Source organism: Streptomyces formicae (assembly GCF_002556545.1).
GTDB lineage: Bacteria > Actinomycetota > Actinomycetes > Streptomycetales > Streptomycetaceae > Streptomyces > Streptomyces formicae_A.
The window spans coordinates 7,546,033-7,564,316 of record NZ_CP022685.1 but is presented as its reverse complement, the minus strand read 5'-3'; the positions used below and the strand labels follow the sequence as shown (position 1 = coordinate 7,564,316).

Genomic DNA, 18,284 nt, shown 5'->3' with positions numbered 1-18,284 from the left:
CTCCTTGCGCGATTGCGGGCCGGCTCGTCGGCCTGGTGGCCGTCATGGGTTGGTGTGGGACTCGGCGATGTCCCGCCAATGCTTAACCCATCCCGCCTTCCGGTTGTCCACCAACCGGTGCACAAGACCCCATGCGTGCAGCAGGTCGAGCCGCAGGGTCTTGGGGAGTTGGGGGTGCTCGGCCCTCACGTCGGACCACACTTCCGCGTGCAAGCGCGGGAACTTGTCCTCGACCCAGCACTGGTTGAACCGCGCTTCCCACAGTCCGTGGAGGGTCTCGTCCGTCGATCGCAGCGCCTTCAGCTCCGCAGGGACTCCCTTGTGCGCGATCTCCCGTGCCACAACATCAGCGTTGAAGAACTGACGTTTGGCGGAGTCGAGCTCGATGTGGCCAGCCTCTCTTATCTGCATGATGAAGAGGGCGGACTCCAGCGCCGTGGCATTGTCGTCGTCCATATCGACCAGATCTCGGGGCTCAGCCTCGGAAGGCTCCGCGCGGTACGCCTCGTAGTAGCAGCGCCGGACGTCATCGGCCTCCGGAGCATGCAGCAGCCTGGTCAGCCGCACTTCGTCCCACAGGTCGATCACCAGGTTGTGATCTCGTTCCTGGCGCTTCTTCCACCTGTCCCACCACGCCATGGTCGGGCCATCCATCGTGGACGGTATGCACAGGATCCACATCCTGACCTCGTGGTCCTTCTTCGCGGCGGTGTCCAGAAGGGATTTCAGGGACTCGCGAATCTGCTGCTGGTGCCCCTCTTTCGTGGTGGGCCAAAAGTACTTGGCCTGCCACACCGTGATGTCGCCACCGAGGTCACCGGCGAATGCGTCGATGCCCCAGTCTCCGGGGTTCGCGGCGATCATCCGAACGCCGGGGGTCGTGCACCCTGCCAGTTCAGTGATCATGTTCTCGAAGTCGTCTCGGGCTCCGCCGGCTCCGCCACCACGAACGTAGTGGACAGCGAAGTTGATAGGAGGAACCCCGGCTGCGACAGCGTTCAGTGCGTGCTCCCCTCCCCCGGCCGGCTCGCGATCACCACGGCGAGACTCTCGGCAAACTCCCGTCACACAGAGTCAAATTGACGTTAGTCGTGGCCGGAGAGGGGATCAAGCCCCTGTGATGCACCGGTGACATATTCCGTGTCGCCCCTCTCGCCGCGGGCCGAAACAGAAATGCACCTCCACTCAGTGATCAGAAGTTGAGAGAGTGTGGTTGTACGACTCGGATCCGAGGGAGACGGAGCCACCCGCCTTGATCATTCTGGACGCGAACATCCCCAAGTCGATCTCGCTGCGGGGGCCCGCCGCCGACATGCTCCGCGCGGTTCGGGCCGCGAAGGTCGAGCGGATCGCTGTCCCCCTGGATCGCGATGGAGGAGATCGCCGCGCAGCAGGTCCTCAGCTATAGGGCGAAGCACGACGCGGCTTTGGAGGCGGTGAGCGTCCTGCGCAAGGCCACCCCTTGGGCAGACATCGTGCACCCCAGGCGGTTCGACGACGAGCACGTTCGCAAGCACTGGCGGGCACGGTTTGCAGAGCTCGCCGATGTCATCGACCGTCTACTTCGTTAGCAACAACACGGAAGACTTCGGTGACGGCACGTCCTTCCCTCCACCCATGGAAAAGGACCTACGCGGCCTGGAAAACCAGTTCTTCCTCTTCACCTCGCTCGACGGCGTCCTGGAGAAGTTCGCCACCGCAGTTGATGCAGAGGTTGAGGACGTCCAAGCGCTCCTGGACACCGAGGAGAGCCTTGCGGCGGTCTTGGAAGCTACCCGCGGTGCGACCCGGCGGTTTCAGACCGTCCATGGGTCCCTGCTGTACGAGGATGGAATGCGTGGGAGGTTGAGCGCTCGGAGGTGGGAGCCGAGAGCAGTTACTCTCGACACCGTGTCGGACGTCAGCGCCCGCGAGATCGACGGGCACGAATGGTTCACCGCGTCCGTGCGCTGGCTGGTCGCGGAAGACGCACATCGTTTCGCCAGTACGGCACGGAGTGCGACAGAGTTGCATACGCCTGGCAGACCCGCGTCATGCTGAGCCCGACGGCTTCAGATAGCGACTTGACGATTCTGGACTCGAAGCTTCCTGGCACGGTCGACATGGACGATATCCCTAACGTTCTGGCCGTCGCCGAACCTGAAGAGCTGACAGCGCTGCTGGAGGCAGCAACCTCTCCGACTCGCCCATGCAGGTTCGGCAGATCTTGAACGCTCTGAGACACAGGACGATCGACCAGGAAACGGCGCTCCGCCTCTTGGTCGAAAAGGATGACCGCGCAGCCTTCCGATTGCTGAGGAACGCAACGTACGAACTTAGTGATGAGGGCACTGATGAAGCGTCTTAGCGGTCTTCAGGGGGCGCTCACGACTGGCGTGTGCCATCGATCCAGGCCAGACTGCCATGATCCAGCCGGACCCGGGTGCGGATGACGGCTACATACGCGAGGCGCGCCTCGGCGTCGTCAACCGGTAGTGGCGACGCCGGCTGTGCACCCTCGTTGGTGGCGGGCGGGGCCGGGGGCGCGAAGTCGTCGGCGATCCGCACGGTGGCCCATTCCCGGCCCTTGGCCTTGTGGGCGGTGGAGACCGTGACGTCTGCGGCGCCTTCCGGGGCCAGGTGAGCAACCGCGGTGAGGATGGCGTCGGGTCCGTGGGTGTCGACGAGGTCGACGAGCGGCTGCAGATCGCGGCCGCTGGGGTCGTGGGACGCGTAGTCCTGGAGGTCGCCCCAGGTGGTGAACAGGACCAGTTCCGGGTGGTGGGTGCGGCGGCCCTCCTTGAGGTCCTTGGCGGCCTGGGCGAGGGCGTTCAAGCTCTGGCCGCCACCGGCCAGAGCGACCCGGAATCCGGCCGTCATGAGCTGCATGACCTGGGCCATGGCGCCAACGTTGGTGCGGCACAGCACCACATCGGGCCGCTCCACAGGGCCGAGTTCGGTGGAGACAGTGTCGGTGCCGGTCAGCCGGAGCGGGGCTGCTGCGAGGCCGAGCCAGCGGTTGGCCTCGGCAGCGAGGTGGGGGCCGAAGCGGAAGGATCGGGAGAGGGCGAAGTGGGTGCCCTCGAAGCCGGTCATGACGTCCTTGGCGCCACGCCACTGGTAGATGGCCTGGGCGGAGTCGCCGACGAGGACGAGCTGGGCGTGCTCGCGCTGGGCGAGGAAGATCTGTTCGACGACGGGGTTGGTGTCCTGGGCCTCGTCCAGGAGGAGGAACTCGGCGTCGATGCGGGGCCGGGTCAGGGCCCAGATCTTGAGGTAGTGGTCGTGGTCGCAGCGGACGGCGCTGTCGTCGAAGTGCTGCAGGTCAATCCAAGCCCGCTGGGCGAACGGAAGCAGGTGGTTGGCGAGTTCGGCGTGATGGCCTGGGTCCTCGAGGCCGCGCAGCCGCGGGACATGGCGTTTGGTGAGGGTGGCGTCGGCGGTGTGGCAGTAGCGGGCCACCGTGCGCAGGGCGGCATTGGACAGGGCGCGTTGGGAGAGCTCCCGTTTGCCGATGCGTAGCGGTTGGGTGAGGCCAAGTGCCTGGCCGGTCAGCCAGGCGGGGCGGCGGGGGGGCGTTCAGGCGGCGGGTGTAACGGTGGCCGATGGCGGCGAAGGCGAGGGCGTGGGCGATCTTGCAGGTGACGGAGGCGGGGAAGCGGGTGCGGGCGTCGGTGGCGATGGCGATGGCGATGGCGATGGCGCGGTTGTAGGCGAGGTAGCGGCCGCGGCGCTCGGTGCTGTGGGCGAGTAGGGCCAGGGTGCTGGTCTTGCCGGTGCCGGCGCTGGCCTGCAGGGCCAGATGTGCGCCAGCGGTGAACGCGTCGGCGGCAGCGGTCTGTTCGTCGGTGGGGTTCACTCGGTGGGTCCTTGGGGCGGGGTGAGGGCGTGAAGCCCTCATCGACGCGGGGGCTTCACGCCTCACAACAGCCCCTACAACGGGGGCCGAGGCTCTAAAGGTCTGACAAGGTGGAACGCTCCTGGGCCGCAAAGCGATGGAGGCATCAGACGATTTCGCGCCAGATCATGCACTCCTGATACGGCGCATGTAGTAGTCCTGGGTCCGCGGATCGCCTCGCAGAGGGATGAACACGCTGCAGTGGAACGCGGCGTTAGCCTGTCGGCCGCTGCAGTTGAGGCGACGGAACCGGCCGCATCCCCGAGGAACACTCGACGGGCTGACTACTCCCAGGGCGGCGAACAGGGCTGTTGCGAATCAGCATCATCACCGACACAGTGGGTGACGGCTCGGCCCTGCCCAACCAAGTGTCGGCGCACCCCCCCTTGCCCACGACCCCGCTGGGGAGAATCTGGGGAGAACGAAGCCCCGGTGGGGAGCGCCTGGGGAGAATCGACCGCGCAAACGGGCAGCACGACGAAAGAGCCGGAAATACCCATCACCCCAGGCCAGAGTGGAGTTTCGGTTCATCTCCGCAGGTCAGCGCCCTAAGGACGACGACTTCAAGAAGATCTCGCCGTGGGCGGCGATCCTGTTCGCACCCACGTTGGTGGGAACGATCTACGGAATGAACTTCGAGACGATGCCGGAGCTGAAGTGGGCGGCGGGGTATCCGTTCGCGATTCTGCTGATGGCGGTGGTGTGCGTGAGTCTGTACTTCATCTTCAAGAGGCGGGATTGGCTGTAGCCGCGAACCTGGAAGCTTGATCAACTCCACGTCCATTGCGCACGTCTCGCCCAGCCAACTTCCGCCGACTTCCCTGCGTACGCCGTCACGGTGGGTGTTGACTGAACGGTCACACGGAACTGCATACACGGGGAGGACCGGTTGGAACCGAGGAGTGCTGCGGCGGCAGGGAAGGACTTCCCCTACACCGCACGTACGACGTGCTACATCGAGATCCACGAAGACGACACCGTGACGCACGGGGGCGGCCACGCCGCGTACGAGCGGGCCGTGGCCGGAAAGTCCCGTCTCTTCGCGGTCTGGCCCGGCGAGTGGTCGAGCCACTTGTTCGTGATCGACGACCTGGACGAATACGCGAAGGCGCACGGCATCAAGCATGACGAGGAGCGAACCGGCCTCAAGAACCATGCCCACGACGTGCGATGGGAGCCGGCATCCCACGCGAACGACAGCCCTCGAAGCCCCTACATCAGCATCAGCATCACGCTGGACTGTGGCTGCGAGATTCACGACCGGCGCACCTTCGCCGCTCAGATGAAGGAACAGCAGGGGTGGGACGTGGCCACGAGCGGCGGCTGGGGCAGCAGCGGCGCACCCGGGGGAAGGAGGACGTACACCCTGCGTGTTCGCCGCAAGAGCCTCACGAGCTGACCCTGGCGGCTCGTCACAGAGTCCACACAGCAAAACGGGTGGTACAGCATGTGCTGTACCACCCGTTCGTCTGCAGCGCGTCGACGGCCGCACGCCCCTCGCAGCCCGCCTCCGGCATGAAGTGCGCGTAGTGGTCGCGCGTGATCGTCGGGCTCGAGTGGCCGAGCCAACAAGCCCGCGTGACGACGGATTCACCCGCTTCGAGGATGACCGAGGCAAAGGTGTGCCGGAGCACGTGGACACCGGCCGCGGCGAGTGCGGGCTTCCAGACCTCGTCGTTGAAGATGTTGGCCCGCAGTGCGTTGCCGTACGTCGTCGTCGGCGCGAGCGGGAACGTCCGCTTCTCCCGCTCCGGCTCCGGCCCGCCCCACGGCAGTTCGACCTCGACCGCCGGGTACTGAAGGAAGTGCGCTGCCAGCTCGGCCGCGACCGACCCCGGCATGTTGACGATGCGCGTCTTCCCCCCCCCTGGGCAGGGCGAAGTACAAGCGTCTGTTGAGCAGTTGTGCACCCGGGCTTGCAGCCCGGCCGGGCTCAGTCAATCGTTTTGATCACCCGGGCGGGCACTCCCGCGACCACACTGCCGGCAGGAACATCACGAGTGACCACCGCACCGGCAGCGACCACCGCACCGGCACCGATGGTTACCCCCTGCGTGATCACGGCAGCCGTCCCGATCCAGACGTCGTCCTCAATGACGATCGGGGCGAAGGAGAGGTACTCGCGGCGCTCGGCCAGGGGCAGTGGATGGCCTCCGGTGATGAGGCTGACCTTCGGGGCGATCATGACGCCGTTGCCGATACGGATGCCGCCCTTGTCCATGAAGGTGCATCCCTGGTTGACGAAGACGTTCTCCCCGAATGTCGTGTTCAGCCCGTGCTCAGTAAAGAACGGCGGGTAGATCGTCACCGACTCCGGGAGCGGACCACCGAACACAACAGAAAGTAGTTCCGCGCGACCTCCGCTGTCGCTGAACGGAAGCACGTTCAGTCGAGACGTCGCATTGGTCACCTCCTCGATCCGCTCCGCGTGACGCGCGAACTCAGGCGTCTGGACATACATGACCTGCTCTGTGCGGGTAGACATGCGCTGATCCCACCACCGCGCAGAACACCCGATCAAACAACCCTGCACCACACGAGACACAACCATTGGTTGTGGACGTATGGTGAAGCGTGGATGTTGAAGCGCTGCGGACGTTCGTGGCCGTCGCCGAGACCGGCCAGTTCCAGGCTGCGGCCGACGAGTTGGGGATCAGCCAGCAGGCGGCCTCAAAGCGGATCGCGGCCCTGGAGAGACACCTCGCGGTCACGCTCCTGGTGCGGACTTCCCGAGGCTCCCGGCTGAGCCTGGACGGGCAGGTCTTCCTGCCGCACGCCAAGAAGGTCCTGGCGGCCATCGAGCAGGCCGAGCAGGCCGTGCGCCCCGGCAGCCGTCCCTTGCGTGTCGATGTCCTCAATCGGCGTATCTCTCCGGCTCAGGCCGTTTACCGGTTCTACCGCTCCCACCCCGAGATGGACCTGGACGCGGTCACGCTGAGCGAGGAGAGCGCCGCCCAGGCCGCCCAGGCGGTACTCGAAGGGACCGTCGACGCGTCCTTCCGTGCCCTGGCGGCAGACCAGGTCCCGGCCGGGATCAGCGCCGAACGACTCCTCGACGCACCTCTGGAGCTCCTGGTCGGCCCCGGCCACCCGCTGGCTGACGCGCCCTGGGTCAGTCCTGCGGACCTGGCCGGCCACCGCATCTGGATCCCCGGGATCAGGCCAGGCACGGAGTGGGCGGCGTTCTACCAGGCGCTGTCCGATGCCTTCGGCCTGAGCATCGATGCACTCGGCCCCAACTTCGGTGACGAGGCCCTGATGGACGCGCTGGCCGACTCGGCCTCGCTGGCCACCCTCATCGGCAGCGGGGATCGGTACCTGTGGCCCCAGGCCCACGACCTGCGGCGCATCCCGTTGCACGACCCGACCCCGGTCTATCCGCACGTGCTGCTGTTCCGCAGCGGAGACCAGCACCCCGTGCTGAACGCGCTACGCGACCATCTGCGCACCGCAGGCCCACCAACCCCGCACGACGTGTGGGCACCGGACTGGGTAGACCGCTGACCGGACGACCGCATCAACTGAAACGCCCTAGTTGGTCCGTGAGGTCGTAGGCGAAGGTGGTGACCTCTCCATCGGAGTCCTTGCGGGTGACCTGTCCAAGCTCGTTGTGGTCGTATCGTGTGCTGTGGCCAAGTGAGTGGCGGGGGTGAAGCCGCCCGCCAAGAGCGCCTGGCCGCCGACGACGCCCTCGCTCACGAGATCACCGTGCTGCACCTCGCCTCCCGCCGCGTCTACGGCGTCCCGCGCATCCACGCCGAACTGCGGCGTCGGGGACGGCGGGTGAACCGCAAGCGCATCGGCCGCGTCATGCGCGAGCGCGACATCCGCGGCACCACCCGCCGCAAGCGGCACTCGCTGACCCGGCCGGACGTGAAGGCGAAGCAGGCCCCCGACCTGATCGGCCGCGACTTCCACGCCGAGCAATCCGGCACCAAGCCGGTCGGCGACATCACCCACCTCCCGACGGTCGAAGGCTGCGGAGGTCGGCTTGCTCGCCAGCGGGGTAATGGCCGCCGTGCCCATGGACACGTTGTCCGCCCGCAGCACGCCAGCCGCGCGGCTTCGACGCCGCGGACACCGACGCCAAGACCTGAGTCAACGAGCCGCTGCCGCCTCCCAGCCGGGACTGCAAGTACGCAGATCTCTTGCCGAGGTGGACACGCCCTCGACGGGCGGAGGTCTGGGCCCGTTCGCCGTGCTCACACCGCTTGTCCCGTCATGTGCCTTCCGGTGACCGCCCGCAGTGAGCAGTTCTCGTCGCACGCGTCCAACGCCCCGCCCTCAAGGCTGGCGTTGACGAGCGGGGGGGAGCGGATCACGGTCTGCATGAGCTTTCCAGGCAGGCCAGAGGGCCCGGACGGTGATTTCCTCGGCATGAAATTCGGGACGATGCCCGAGCTGAAGTGGGCGGCCGGGTATCCGTTCGCGATTCTGCTGATGGCCGTGGTGTGCGTCAGCTTGTACTTCATCTTCAAGCGGCGGGACTGGCTGTAGCGGGAAAACGGCCCCTCTCAGGCGCTGCTGGGAGCGTGGCGAAGCCGAGGGTGTGGCGTCAGGCTGAGGTAGAGGCCGGCCGCTGCCCGGTCTGGTGTGACCGGCAGGGGCAGCAGGTCGCTCGTGCCGTGGCCCGCGAGTCCGTGCGGTGGGCGCCCGTTGGCCGTGCGGCGCACCTTGTGCAAGAAGACGTCCACGACGTCGGTCTGGCTGTCGTGGAGGTCTTCGACCCCGGTGATGATGTTGAGGAAGGACTCGTGCAGGCGGAGTCGCGCCTGATCGTGCCTGCTCAGCTTCTGGGCTGTGCGGAAGTGGGCGTCCCGTCCCTCGTGAATGCGGTAGAACGCGCTGACCAGGATGAGCAGGCGCTCGTAGGCGTGTCGGTAGGCAGTCTGGTAGAAGGCGCGGGCCGCCTGCTCGGTGACTTCGCCTTCGAACACACTGCTGATCGAGGCGGCGGCGAGCAGTCCGCTGTACATGGCCAGGTGGACACCGGTGGACAGCAGCGGGTCCAAGAAGCACGCGGCGTCCCCTGCGGCGAACCACCCCGGGCCGCAAAACGCCTCGCTGACGTAGGAATAGTCGCTCTCGGTCCTGAGTCTGCTGGTCTGTTCGGCTTGGGCGAGCAGGCCGGACAGGAGTGGGCATCGGCCGATGGCCTCGTCGTAGACGGCCTGGAGTGAGCCCTTACGTGCCTGCCTGGACCGGGCGAAGGAGCGTTTGTCGGTGACCAGGCCGACGCTGAGCGTGCCGTCGTGCAGCGGGATGGCCCAGAGCCAGCCGTGGTCGGGGAGGGAGAACACCCCGATCGCACCGCTGGGGGCGGCGGCAAGGGGCGCCGCGCCGCGCCAGTAGCCCCACACGGCAACGTTGCGGAAGACGTCGTGGACGCGCCGGATCTGCAACTGCCGGGCGGCCAGGACCCCGGCGCGGCCGGACGCGTCGACCATGTGACGGAACGTGATGCTGTTGGCGGTGCCGTTCTGGGTCCAGGACACTTCTGCGGCGCGGGGCGCACCTCTTCCTTCAGCGGACTCAGCGGAGTCGGCTGAGAAGGCGGAGTCGGCGAAAGTGACCCGGCCCGCGCGTGCCTCTTCGCGTACGTCCGCTCCTCGGCTCCGTGCATGGTTGAGGAGTAGCTGGTCGAACTGCGAGCGGATCACCTGGAAGCTGTAGGCGGCGGGCCTGCCGGGCTCGTCGAATCCCAGCGACCATTCCTGTCCTCCCCAGCCGTAGAAGGCGCCCGCCTTGCGGACGAAGCCCTGCCGTTCGACCACCTCGCGTGCGCCCAGGACATCCAGGACGGGCAGCAGCGAAGGCAGCAGTGACTCACCGATGTGATAGCGCGGGAACCGTTCTCGCTCCAGGACGATCACCTCGTGTCCCTGCCGGGCGAGCAGGGCCGCGGCGGTCGCACCCGCCGGCCCACCGCCGACCACCAGGACCTCGGTCTGCTCGTGCACGGTGTGCTCCTCCACCAGTTCAACGGTCTTGCACACGGTTCCTACAGACCGATCCGGCACCGTCTGAGACAGTTCCCTCACTATGAGCAGTCAACCTCACAGCGGGCGGGCAGCAACAGACGCCCATGCGTCACGATGCGCTCTCCGTACGGGCTGCGCGTCGGCCCCGCTCACCGTAGGAATCGAAGAGGAACTCCTTCTGATCGATCCGGTCACGCGGGAACTCAGCCCGCGGGGCTCGGAGTTGGTGCGCGAAACCGTCGGCCAACTCGGTGACCGGACAGGCGCCGAGCTGACCCGCTACCAAGTCGAACTCCGCACCGGGCCCCACATCTGTCTGCGAGAAGCCGACGAACAGATCCGTGACGCCAGAAGAACTCTCGCGGACAGCGCCGACCGTCTGGGGCTGCGCATCGCCTCGACCGGCACGCCGGTGCAGGCCCCTACTGGACCGGTCCTGTTCACGCCAGGTGCCCGCTACGCGCAGAGCGTGGCCCACTACCGCGCCCTGGACGACGAGCAGGTCGTATGCGCCTGCCACATCCACGTAGGCATGCCCGATCCCCGTGCTGCCGTCCAGGTCAGCAACCACTTGCGGCCCTGGCTCCCGGTGCTGACCGCGCTGACGGCCAACTCCCCCTTCTGGACGGGCCGTGACACCGGATACGCCAGCTGGCGCACCACCAGCTGGGGACGCTGGCCGGTGGCAGGGCCGCCGCCCTACCTCGAGTCAGCCGCCCACCTCGACGAGCTCGTACAGACCCTCATCCGCGCCGAAGCGCTCATCGACCGTGCCGGCCTCTACTGGGACATCCGGCCCTCCCACCACCTCCCGACCCTGGAAGTACGCGTCGCAGACGCGGCCCTGACCCCCGACGACAGCATCCTGCTCGCCGCCGTCGTCCGGGCTCTCGCCGCGACCGCTCTGACCGCCATCCAGGCGGGCGAACCGGCTCCACGACCGGTACCGGAGCTGCTGCGCGCCGCCTGCTGGCGCGCGGCGCGCGACGGCCTGTCCGGCAGGGGGATCGATCTGTCCACCGGGCGCCTCGTGGCACAGCGGACGCTGGCCGAGCGTCTGTTGCGGTACGTCGCGCCGGCTCTGGAGCGGCACGGCGACCTCGGCCTCGTGCGTAGCCATTGGCGGCGTCTACGCACTGTGGGAACCGGAGCGGACCGGCAACGCGCCGCCTATCAGCGCCGTTCCAGCACGAACGACCTCATCGACTACATCATCGCGGTGACGTGCCCGCCGTGAACGCCAGGCGCGACGTCGCACAGACCCGTGCGCATGCCCTCGGGTGAACCATGAATCATGAATCATGAACCACGGCCATGGCCACGTCGCGTCGCGTCACGTCGTTCAGGAGACGAGTCGACGGTAGATCTGCCGTGAACCGCCTTCCGGCCCTGGTTCCGCCGCCTCAGCGGGAGTGAAGCCCAGCGACTCGTAGAAGACGCGGGCCCCGCTGGAAACAGCGCCTGGATGGTCGGCTCCGAAGGTCACCACTTCGATGGTGCCCGGCCCCCGCACGAACCTGCGCGACGCCTCGTCCATCAGCGCGCGACCGACGCCGCCGCCGCGTCCCTCTTCCGAAACCACCAGCCAATGGACGTGAAAGACAGGCGCCTTCGCGCCGAACAGCAACCCGCCGACGATGCCCGGTCCTGCGGAGACGGCGACGAGCGCCGTCGACCGGCGAATGTGATCTTCAACGGCCTCATGGAAGCCAGGCTCCTCGACCATCGGGCCGAACCAGTGCTCGACCTGGGCAGCCAGGTCCAGAAAGCTCGGGAAGTCACGCTCCTGCGCGGGTCTGACGATCACCCACGCAGTCTGACAGACGAGGCAGCACCTGGTGACGTACTCGCATCGGATGTAGATTCGATTGCTCACACGCCTCACATCATGCCGCTGTGCCAACGGGGGTTGGGCTCACGATGACGCACCGTACGAGCTCGCTGGGCCGCTATGAAGTACGGCTGCTGCTGTGGCTCCACGAGCAGTGCGGTCGACAGATCCATGTGCCGGTGCCGACCGGCGAGTTCGGGGTGCAGCAGAACAAGCCCGCACTGGGGGTCGCCGCGCTCATCGAGGCGCTTCAGGAGCGTGGGCTCGTACGGATCCAGGAGGACGGGGAGCGGCCGCCGCCGGACGCGGAGCTCACCACCGCCGGGCTCGCGCAGGCGGATCAACTGGTCGCGGAACTGGGGAACCCGGACGCGATCAAGCGGTACACCGAGAATGCCCTGATCGCGTGGGCGTACGAGGAGAACCGTTCCGGGCGCCACCCGCGCCTCAAGGAGTTCTTCATCGCCGAACACGCCTCGTTCCACGGCCGGGTGCTCGGTCAGGGCGTCGTCGAGGGCAGCGCACGCTATCTGCAGAGGGTCGGGCTGCTCACGCTCGTCGGGGAGGCGATCGAGGCCCGGGCCGGGCTGACCGAGCGCGGACGGCACTGCGCGACCGAGGGCGGCAGCGACGTATCGACGTACGTGGCGCGCGAACCGGCCCCGGGCACCATCACCTTCGGTCCGGTCACGGGCAACGTCAACGTCCTGTACGGAACGATCGAGACGTTCAACCAACAGACCGGCCTCAATCTGGATCCCGAGCAGATCGACCAACTCATGCGCGTCGACCGGGACTTGCGCAGCGACGAGGAGCCCGCGCGGCCGAGTCCGCAGACGCGCACCCTCGCGACCCGCATCCGTGACCAGCTGGCGTCGGCTCCCAACTCCGCTGCGGCACAAGCCCTGTTACAGACCATCGGACCGACCCTGACAAGACTGCTCGGCGGCTGAGAGCCACGGAGTGGAGAGGACGAGCGTGAGCAGACTGTACGGGCGGGGCGTCCTCCTCGACGATCTGGTGCCGCGCCTGGTGGGATGCCGCCGCGAACAGGAGCACGAGGACGTCGACCAGGTGCACCGGGACGATCCGCCCGCGCTGCTCCTGACCGGGCCGCACGGCAGTGGCCGCACCGCGGTCCTCGACACGCTGTACCGCTCGTACCGCACCCGCGTCCCCGTGGCCGAGGTGGACTGCGCGCGGGCGCGCGAATCCGCCTCCGGCGAGGCCCTCGTCGCCAACACCTCGCCGGGCGCCGACTTCCTGATCGACGCCGCCCGTGGGCTCTGCGCCCCGGTCGCCGGTGAGCGGAAGCGGCTGCGGCTGCCGCGGCTGTGGACCGGGCTCGTGGCCGTCGTCGCCTGGCGGTTCGGCGACGCGAAGGAGCAGGAGGCCGCCCAGGACCGGGTGCGACGGCTGCTCGTCGGGGGCGGTCTGGCCGCCGAGGGCTCCACCCCCGTGGCCAACTGGGTACGGGACGTCAACGCCGACCTGCCGAACGTCCTCGACCGGGAGGAGCTCCAGCCGGTCGTGGACGCCTCGGTGCAGCTGTTCACCGAGCGGTATCTGACGAAGAAGGAGGCGGACGGCGTGCTGTCCTTCTACAGGGGACGGCCCGGGGTCCGCCAGGGGGAAGCGCCCCTGTTCGCGCTCTCCCGCGCCTTCCACCAGGGCGACGACCTACGGGGGGTGGCCGAGGCCACCCTCGCCGCGGCGCTCCTTGAGGACCTGCGGGCTCGCTACGACACCCGTTGGATGCGCTTCAACCGGCCGCCCCGTCCGCTGCTCCTGCTCGACAACGCGCAGTCCGCGCCGGGCGCCCTCCTCCTGAACCAACTCCTCACCCACCGGGCGAAGGGCGCCCGCGACCCACTGGTCGTGGTGGCCGCCGCGCGCGGCAGCGCCCGCCATCGCTCGCGGCCCGATGCGACGGAACTCACCCTGGAGCAGGTCACGGGCGGGGCGGCCGACTGGCGGCGACCGGAGACGGGGACCCCGTCGGCCGGGCTCATCACCGTCGAACTGCCGCCGCTCGGGCGTGACGACATCGTGGCCATGCTGAGTGACGCCGCCCCTTCGCTGCGGGGTGAACTGCCGCGCGTGGTGCGCCGGTTCACCCAGGGGTCACCTCTGGGGTGCGGGCTCCTGACCGAGGCGGTGCGGGCCCAGCCGAGCAGCGCGGCCACGCCGGGGCTCGATGTGGGCGCGCTGCGGCTGAACGGGCAGTCGGTGACCCGGCAGATCGCGGCGCGACTCGTGCCCGACCCGGAGCTGCGCCGCAATCTGACCCTGTTCTCCCTTGCCCACGACAACGCCGCGGCGCGCGCCCTGGCCACCACGTACCTGTCCGCCGACCCGGATCGCATGGCCGTGGAGACCGCCCGGGCCCATCTGCGCGCCGAGTACGGCGCACAGGCGCCGCGGCCCTTCGTCACCGACCCGTTCCTGCGGGCCGTCCTCGTACTCGAACTGCGCCGCCAGCGCGCGCAGTCCACGCCGTCGGTCCCGACCTGGTACGGCCTCCACCAGCTGCTCCACGACTACCACGAGAGCGCCGGGCAGCCCGTCGACGCCCTGCACCACGCGCTCGCGGGCGGCAATGCCGGGCACGTGGTGACGCGTCTCTACGAGCGGTTCGCCTCGACGGACACCGCGGAGCACTGGCTGCACGGTCTGTGGCACGTGGCGTCGGCGCCGCATCCGCCGCCCCGTGCCACCTGGGCGGCGGATTGCCGGGACAAGGCGAGCGGGAAGAGCGGCACGGAGCCGGCGGAGGACGACGTGCTGCGCTCCATACGCCGTCTGCTGCACGCGGTGTGGATGGCCGCCGATCCGCTGACCGCGCCGGACGAGAAGCTGTGCGACCGGATCCGGTTCGACCTCGAACTCCTGTCGGGCCGGCATGCCACGGGCGCGGGCACGCTCTTCGACGCCGCCCAGGAGTGGCACGACGCCCTGCGCGAACTACGCACCCCGTCCTCTGCCTTACCGGCGCCCGGCCCCGAAGGGAGTCAAGGTGAGCTTCACTGACATTTTCATCCGTCCCTTCGTCAGGGGGCGCGAGCTCAGGCGCGGGGAGAGGATCCTCGGCCGGTGGGCCGCGGGGTTCGTGGCCCTCGTCCTGCTGGGGGCCACGGCAGCGGTTGTCGTGCCGATCCTCACCAGGAGTGACTGCCAGGACGGGCTCGTGGAGAAGCAGGGTGAGTGCGTCGGCCTCGTGGACGCGACGGCGCGGGTACCGGTCTTCAAACCGGGCGATGACGGGCCCAACAAGGAGTTCGCGCGACTGGTCACGCGCATCGCCAAGGAGAACGAGCGGGTGCGGGACGTCTGGGAGAACCCCGAGGGTGACGCCGACAAGAGGCCGTACGTGAAGGTCGCCCTGCTGCTTCCGTTCAACACCTCCGAGTCCGGGGCGATGACCGCCCCGCTGGTCGAGCGCAGCCTGGCGGGCGCCTATGCCGCGCAGCGCGACGCCAACAGCTCCAGCAGCGGCGTCAATTTCCAGATGCTGCTCGGTAACATCGGCACCGACCTGGACCTGTGGCAGCCCGCCGTGGACGCGGTGGCGAAGCTCAGCGGCGGCGGGAAGCAGACGGAGGACGACTCCCCGCTCGTGGGCGTGATGGGGCTGCCCAACAGCGAGCCGGACACCCAGGCCGCGGCGAGCGCCCTGGCCTCCAAGAACATCCCGGCGGTCAGCGGTGTCCTCAGCTCCCCCACCATCGAGGCCAGGACCCTGTTCAAGACGGCTCCCAACAACCGCAACTCCGTGATGGCCCTTGCCCGTTATCTCCATGACGAGCCGGGCAACGGCAAGGGCTTCCTCGTCTGGGACTCGCGCGCCAAGGACGACTACGTCACCAACACCAAGGCGGAGCTCCTCAAGACCTTCGGCACGAAGTACGAACTCACGATCAGGGACAAGTCGTACGTCGGCACCATGGGCCCTTACGAGGGAGCACCCGCCGCCATGGCGCCCGCCGCCTCGAGCCTGTGCGAGTCGGGCGCGGACACGGTGTTCGTGGCGGGACGGGACTGGGACCTGCCCGAGCTGGTGGAGGCCATCGCCAAGGACGGCGACTGCCAGGCCCGCAAGGACAAGGACAAGAGGCCCATCCGGATCCTCCGTGTCTCCACCGGGCTCACCTCACGGCTCACCGGCGAGCACATGCGCAAGTCGATGACGGAGGCCAACGTCGTCACGCTCAACGCGGCGCCCACGGACAACCCTTCGTGGAGCCTGGGCCAAGGCGCTCCCGGACAGTTCCAGACGTTCGTCACCGCCATCGCCAAGTACGCGGACATCAAGGGCGCCGACCTCGACGACGGCTACGCGATCATGCACCACGACGCCTTCCGGGTCCTGATCAAAGCCGTCACCCAGTTCACGGATGACGAGGACAACAAGGGCCAGCTGCCCTCCAAGTACGACGTCAACAGCAACATCAGCAACATGAAGGTGGGGACCGGCGGCGACTGCGGGGACTGCGTGCGCGGCGCCAGCGGCGAGTTCGGGTACACCTCGGGGAACGGCAACTGGCCCGTCTGCAAGCCCGTTCCGGTCATCGAGTACCCGCGGCCGAAGGACTACAGCCCGCCGAAGGCGTTCCGGACCAGTCCAGGCAGGGGCGGCTCCTGTCCGGGGTGAGGCACTGGGGCAACGGCTTGGCCGGGTGGGCGCGGGCAGGTACGGACCGGCCTGCGATGATGACGGCGTGCCAGAACCAGGAACCACTGCCGTCGTCGTCGTCCTGCCCGATGCCGCCCCGCTCCTCGATGCGGCGAGGCGCATCGACCCGGCTCTGGTGCGTCGCGGGCTGCCTGCGCACGTCTCGCTCCTCTACCCGTTCGTGCCGGTATCGGCGCTGACGGACCAGGACGAGAAGGGGGTACGTTCCCTGGCCGCGGGTTTCCCGGCAGCCGATCTGGTCGTGGAGGAGGTCGTGACGGCGCCCGGCTTCGTCGCCGTCACCGTTCCGGGGCTCCAACCGCTCGTCGACGCGTTCCGCGCCCAGTGGCCCGCGCTGCGCCCGTACGAGGGCCGCTTCGGGGCGCGGCCCGCCGCCCATGTCACGGTCGCCATGGGGGCGGACGACCCGACGGTCGCCGACCGTGTCCGTACGGCGATCGGCAGCCTGCTGCCGCTGCACACCCGTGCGGCGGCGGTCCAGTTGGTGACGCTGACGGAGGAAGGCTGGCAGTCGCGGCTCACCGTGCCGCTCGGTGTCCCGGACGGGTCGTAGGCACCGCCCGCCAGTCCCCCGTCCTCTTGGGCGATCCCCGATCAGCGGCGGCCAGCGGCCAGGATGACGAGGAACTGGCCACCGCCCGCCTCGACGCCGGCGGTCACCGGGACTCCCGGCAGCAGTCGGGAGAAGCGGTCCACCAACCAGTCCGCCGCCTCTTGGGCGTCCTTCCTGGTCGGACAACGGCCCACCATCTCGCGGCCCCCCTTGCGCTCCAGCCTGTCGGCGACGGCGATCAGCGGCGCGGGTTCGACCACGTACAGGCGCTGTGGCCAGGCGATGACCACCTTGACCGCACCCTTGCGGCTGTTGCACCCGCGGTGCGCGAGTCGCTCGGCGACCTTGGCCTTCCGGTCGGCGGTCCGGCTGTCGACGCTGGGCCCCCTCGGGTCGTTCACCGACTCGTCGGGGTCGACCGGCTCGTCACACACCCAGCACCGCCAGCCGTCGCGCTCGGCCACATCATCAAGAAGACTCATCCAGGCAAACTAGCCTGCCCGGTCGGCGGTCGGCGACGCGCAGGAGCGAAGAGGGGGCGGGATGAGCGAGCACGGTCGGCGGCGGAGTCACCGTACGGTGGACCGGGTCGCGTGGATCCTGGAGGCCGCCGCGCGGGCGCCCGGCGGGGTGAGCGTGGCCGAGCTGGCCCGGACGCTCGACGCACCGGCGAGTTCGGTGCAGGATCTGGTCAACGGCCTTGTCGCGACCGGCTTCCTGCTGGAGCAGCACCAGCGCTTCCGGCTCGGGCCCGCCCCGCACGTCCTCAACCTCATCGCCGGCCGGGTCGTCCCGCGGATCAGTCAGGCCGAGCTCGACGAACTGAGTCGCGTCGCGGGTACCCCGGTGCTGCTCACGGTGCGGGTCGGGCTCGATGCCGTGTACGTCGCGCGCGGCGGCGACGACCACATCCCCCGCCTCGTACCGCTGGCCGACGAGCACGTCGCCAGGCCGCTGCTGCGTACTGCCGCGGGCCGTCTGCTGCTTGCCTTCACCGACGAGGCGGAGCGTCGAGGACTGCTCGACGAACTCGCCCGCCACGACCCCGAGGGAGCCGCCGAGTTCCACCGCGTCCTGCCGGCGATCCGCGCGTCGCGGATCAGCCGCAGCGAGGGGCTCGCCGTGCCCGAGGTCAGTGCGCTGGCCATCCCCGTCACCGACGGCGGCGTCGTCACGGGGGCCCTCGCTTTGATGCACCGGCGCCGCGGCCGCTCGGAGCGGCCGCGCCTGGACCGGGCGGCGGCCCGGCTGCTCGCGCACATCCAGGAGAAGCGGACCTGACGCACGCATCGATTCACGGATATCCGTGAATCCGGGCGTTCGTGCCGTGCTCGGAACGAGCATCCCGG

At 68.6% G+C, this 18,284-nt stretch carries 16 protein-coding genes and 4 pseudogenes; 13 read left to right on the top strand and 7 right to left on the bottom strand.

All coding sequences use genetic code 11. The features are described 5' to 3' along the window. Positions 1-42 precede the first annotated feature (42 nt). Positions 43-906: a serine/threonine protein kinase gene (locus KY5_RS32890; RefSeq protein WP_098245617.1), complete on the bottom strand. Its 864-nt coding sequence runs from the start codon at positions 904-906 to the stop codon at positions 43-45. Between the two features lie 464 nt (positions 907-1,370). Between KY5_RS32890 and KY5_RS32885 the strand changes: the two genes are divergently transcribed. Beyond that, the gene (locus tag KY5_RS32885) at positions 1,371-1,571 is read left to right on the top strand and encodes a hypothetical protein (RefSeq protein WP_098245616.1); all 201 of its coding nucleotides are present in this window, start codon (positions 1,371-1,373) and stop codon (positions 1,569-1,571) included. Next, entirely contained in the window at positions 1,546-2,040 is a 495-nt protein-coding gene (locus KY5_RS32880; RefSeq protein WP_159072650.1) for a hypothetical protein, read from the top strand. Before KY5_RS32885 ends, KY5_RS32880 begins: the two co-directional genes overlap by 26 nt. A 324-nt stretch (positions 2,041-2,364) precedes the next feature. On the opposite strand, the pseudogene KY5_RS32875 reads toward KY5_RS32880, so the two are convergent. Further along, a pseudogene (locus KY5_RS32875) lies at positions 2,365-3,838 on the bottom strand (UvrD-helicase domain-containing protein). A 601-nt stretch (positions 3,839-4,439) separates the two neighbouring features. On the opposite strand from KY5_RS32875, the pseudogene KY5_RS32870 reads away from it, so the two are divergent. Together KY5_RS32870 and KY5_RS32865 are read left to right on the top strand one after the other, a co-directional pair. Beyond that, positions 4,440-4,625: pseudogene (locus KY5_RS32870) on the top strand (CorA family divalent cation transporter); the annotation flags it as partial. Positions 4,626-4,766: 141 nt separating this feature from the next. Further along, complete coding sequence (locus KY5_RS32865) at positions 4,767-5,276, top strand: hypothetical protein (RefSeq protein WP_098245614.1); 510 nt, start codon at positions 4,767-4,769, stop codon at positions 5,274-5,276. A gap of 13 nt (positions 5,277-5,289) precedes the next feature. Here the strand turns inward: KY5_RS32865 and KY5_RS32860 are convergent, their stop codons facing one another. Together KY5_RS32860 and KY5_RS32855 are read right to left on the bottom strand one after the other, a co-directional pair. Next, a complete protein-coding gene (locus tag KY5_RS32860; protein WP_234362974.1) occupies positions 5,290-5,718 on the bottom strand; it encodes a hypothetical protein in 429 nt (142 codons plus the stop codon). A gap of 92 nt (positions 5,719-5,810) precedes the next feature. After that, a complete protein-coding gene (locus KY5_RS32855) occupies positions 5,811-6,338 on the bottom strand; it encodes a DapH/DapD/GlmU-related protein (RefSeq protein WP_098247622.1) in 528 nt (175 codons plus the stop codon). A gap of 113 nt (positions 6,339-6,451) precedes the next feature. Here KY5_RS32855 and KY5_RS32850 point away from each other — a divergent pair, with 113 nt between their 5' ends. From KY5_RS32850 to KY5_RS42770, 3 genes and pseudogenes are all read left to right on the top strand, one after another. Next, a complete protein-coding gene (locus KY5_RS32850) occupies positions 6,452-7,381 on the top strand; it encodes a LysR family transcriptional regulator (protein ID WP_098245613.1) in 930 nt (309 codons plus the stop codon). 117 nt (positions 7,382-7,498) lie between these two features. Beyond that, positions 7,499-7,717, top strand: a pseudogene (locus KY5_RS42985) (IS3 family transposase); the annotation flags it as partial. 522 nt (positions 7,718-8,239) lie between these two features. Continuing rightward, a pseudogene (locus KY5_RS42770) lies at positions 8,240-8,374 on the top strand (CorA family divalent cation transporter); the annotation flags it as partial. Positions 8,375-8,391: 17 nt separating this feature from the next. Here KY5_RS42770 and KY5_RS32840 read toward each other — a convergent pair. After that, positions 8,392-9,873: an NAD(P)/FAD-dependent oxidoreductase gene (locus tag KY5_RS32840; RefSeq protein ID WP_234362973.1), complete on the bottom strand. Its 1,482-nt coding sequence runs from the start codon at positions 9,871-9,873 to the stop codon at positions 8,392-8,394. Between the two features lie 46 nt (positions 9,874-9,919). Here KY5_RS32840 and KY5_RS32835 point away from each other — a divergent pair, with 46 nt between their 5' ends. Continuing rightward, on the top strand, positions 9,920-11,095 hold the full coding sequence (locus KY5_RS32835; RefSeq protein WP_098245611.1) for a glutamate--cysteine ligase: 1,176 nt from the start codon (positions 9,920-9,922) through the stop codon (positions 11,093-11,095). 105 nt (positions 11,096-11,200) lie between these two features. Here the strand turns inward: KY5_RS32835 and KY5_RS32830 are convergent, their stop codons facing one another. After that, positions 11,201-11,665, bottom strand: coding sequence for a GNAT family N-acetyltransferase (locus KY5_RS32830; protein ID WP_098247620.1), 465 nt, complete (start codon positions 11,663-11,665; stop codon positions 11,201-11,203). Between the two features lie 113 nt (positions 11,666-11,778). On the opposite strand from KY5_RS32830, the gene KY5_RS32825 reads away from it, so the two are divergent. From KY5_RS32825 to KY5_RS32810, 4 genes are all read left to right on the top strand, one after another. Next, on the top strand, positions 11,779-12,642 hold the full coding sequence (locus KY5_RS32825) for a hypothetical protein (protein WP_098245610.1): 864 nt from the start codon (positions 11,779-11,781) through the stop codon (positions 12,640-12,642). 25 nt (positions 12,643-12,667) lie between these two features. Beyond that, positions 12,668-14,719, top strand: coding sequence for an ATP-binding protein (locus tag KY5_RS32820; RefSeq protein ID WP_098245609.1), 2,052 nt, complete (start codon positions 12,668-12,670; stop codon positions 14,717-14,719). After that, positions 14,706-16,340 (top strand): ABC transporter substrate-binding protein, encoded by a 1,635-nt coding sequence (locus tag KY5_RS32815; RefSeq protein ID WP_234362972.1) that lies wholly within the window; start codon positions 14,706-14,708, stop codon positions 16,338-16,340. The genes KY5_RS32820 and KY5_RS32815 overlap by 14 nt, the downstream gene beginning before the upstream one ends. 67 nt (positions 16,341-16,407) lie before the next feature. Continuing rightward, positions 16,408-16,935 (top strand): 2'-5' RNA ligase family protein, encoded by a 528-nt coding sequence (locus KY5_RS32810; protein WP_098245608.1) that lies wholly within the window; start codon positions 16,408-16,410, stop codon positions 16,933-16,935. A 41-nt stretch (positions 16,936-16,976) separates the two neighbouring features. On the opposite strand, the gene KY5_RS32805 is transcribed toward KY5_RS32810, so the two are convergent. Then, positions 16,977-17,417, bottom strand: coding sequence for a hypothetical protein (locus KY5_RS32805; protein WP_098245607.1), 441 nt, complete (start codon positions 17,415-17,417; stop codon positions 16,977-16,979). A 61-nt stretch (positions 17,418-17,478) separates the two neighbouring features. On the opposite strand from KY5_RS32805, the gene KY5_RS32800 reads away from it, so the two are divergent. Beyond that, positions 17,479-18,216 (top strand): IclR family transcriptional regulator, encoded by a 738-nt coding sequence (locus KY5_RS32800; RefSeq protein ID WP_098245606.1) that lies wholly within the window; start codon positions 17,479-17,481, stop codon positions 18,214-18,216. The last annotated feature ends 68 nt before the right edge of the window (positions 18,217-18,284 follow it).

Bases quoted from the DNA above. Each gene is read 5' to 3' on its own strand.
- KY5_RS32890 (WP_098245617.1), bottom strand. From the start codon at position 906: ATGATCACTGAACTGGCAGGGTGCACGACCCCCGGCGTTCGGATGATC.
- KY5_RS32885 (WP_098245616.1), top strand. From the start codon at position 1,371: ATGGAGGAGATCGCCGCGCAGCAGGTCCTCAGCTATAGGGCGAAGCAC.
- KY5_RS32880 (WP_159072650.1), top strand. From the start codon at position 1,546: ATGTCATCGACCGTCTACTTCGTTAGCAACAACACGGAAGACTTCGGT.
- KY5_RS32860 (WP_234362974.1), bottom strand. From the start codon at position 5,718: ATGCCGGGGTCGGTCGCGGCCGAGCTGGCAGCGCACTTCCTTCAGTAC.
- KY5_RS32855 (WP_098247622.1), bottom strand. From the start codon at position 6,338: ATGTATGTCCAGACGCCTGAGTTCGCGCGTCACGCGGAGCGGATCGAG.
- KY5_RS32835 (WP_098245611.1), top strand. From the start codon at position 9,920: ATGAGCAGTCAACCTCACAGCGGGCGGGCAGCAACAGACGCCCATGCG.
- KY5_RS32825 (WP_098245610.1), top strand. From the start codon at position 11,779: ATGACGCACCGTACGAGCTCGCTGGGCCGCTATGAAGTACGGCTGCTG.
- KY5_RS32805 (WP_098245607.1), bottom strand. From the start codon at position 17,417: ATGAGTCTTCTTGATGATGTGGCCGAGCGCGACGGCTGGCGGTGCTGG.
- KY5_RS32800 (WP_098245606.1), top strand. From the start codon at position 17,479: ATGAGCGAGCACGGTCGGCGGCGGAGTCACCGTACGGTGGACCGGGTC.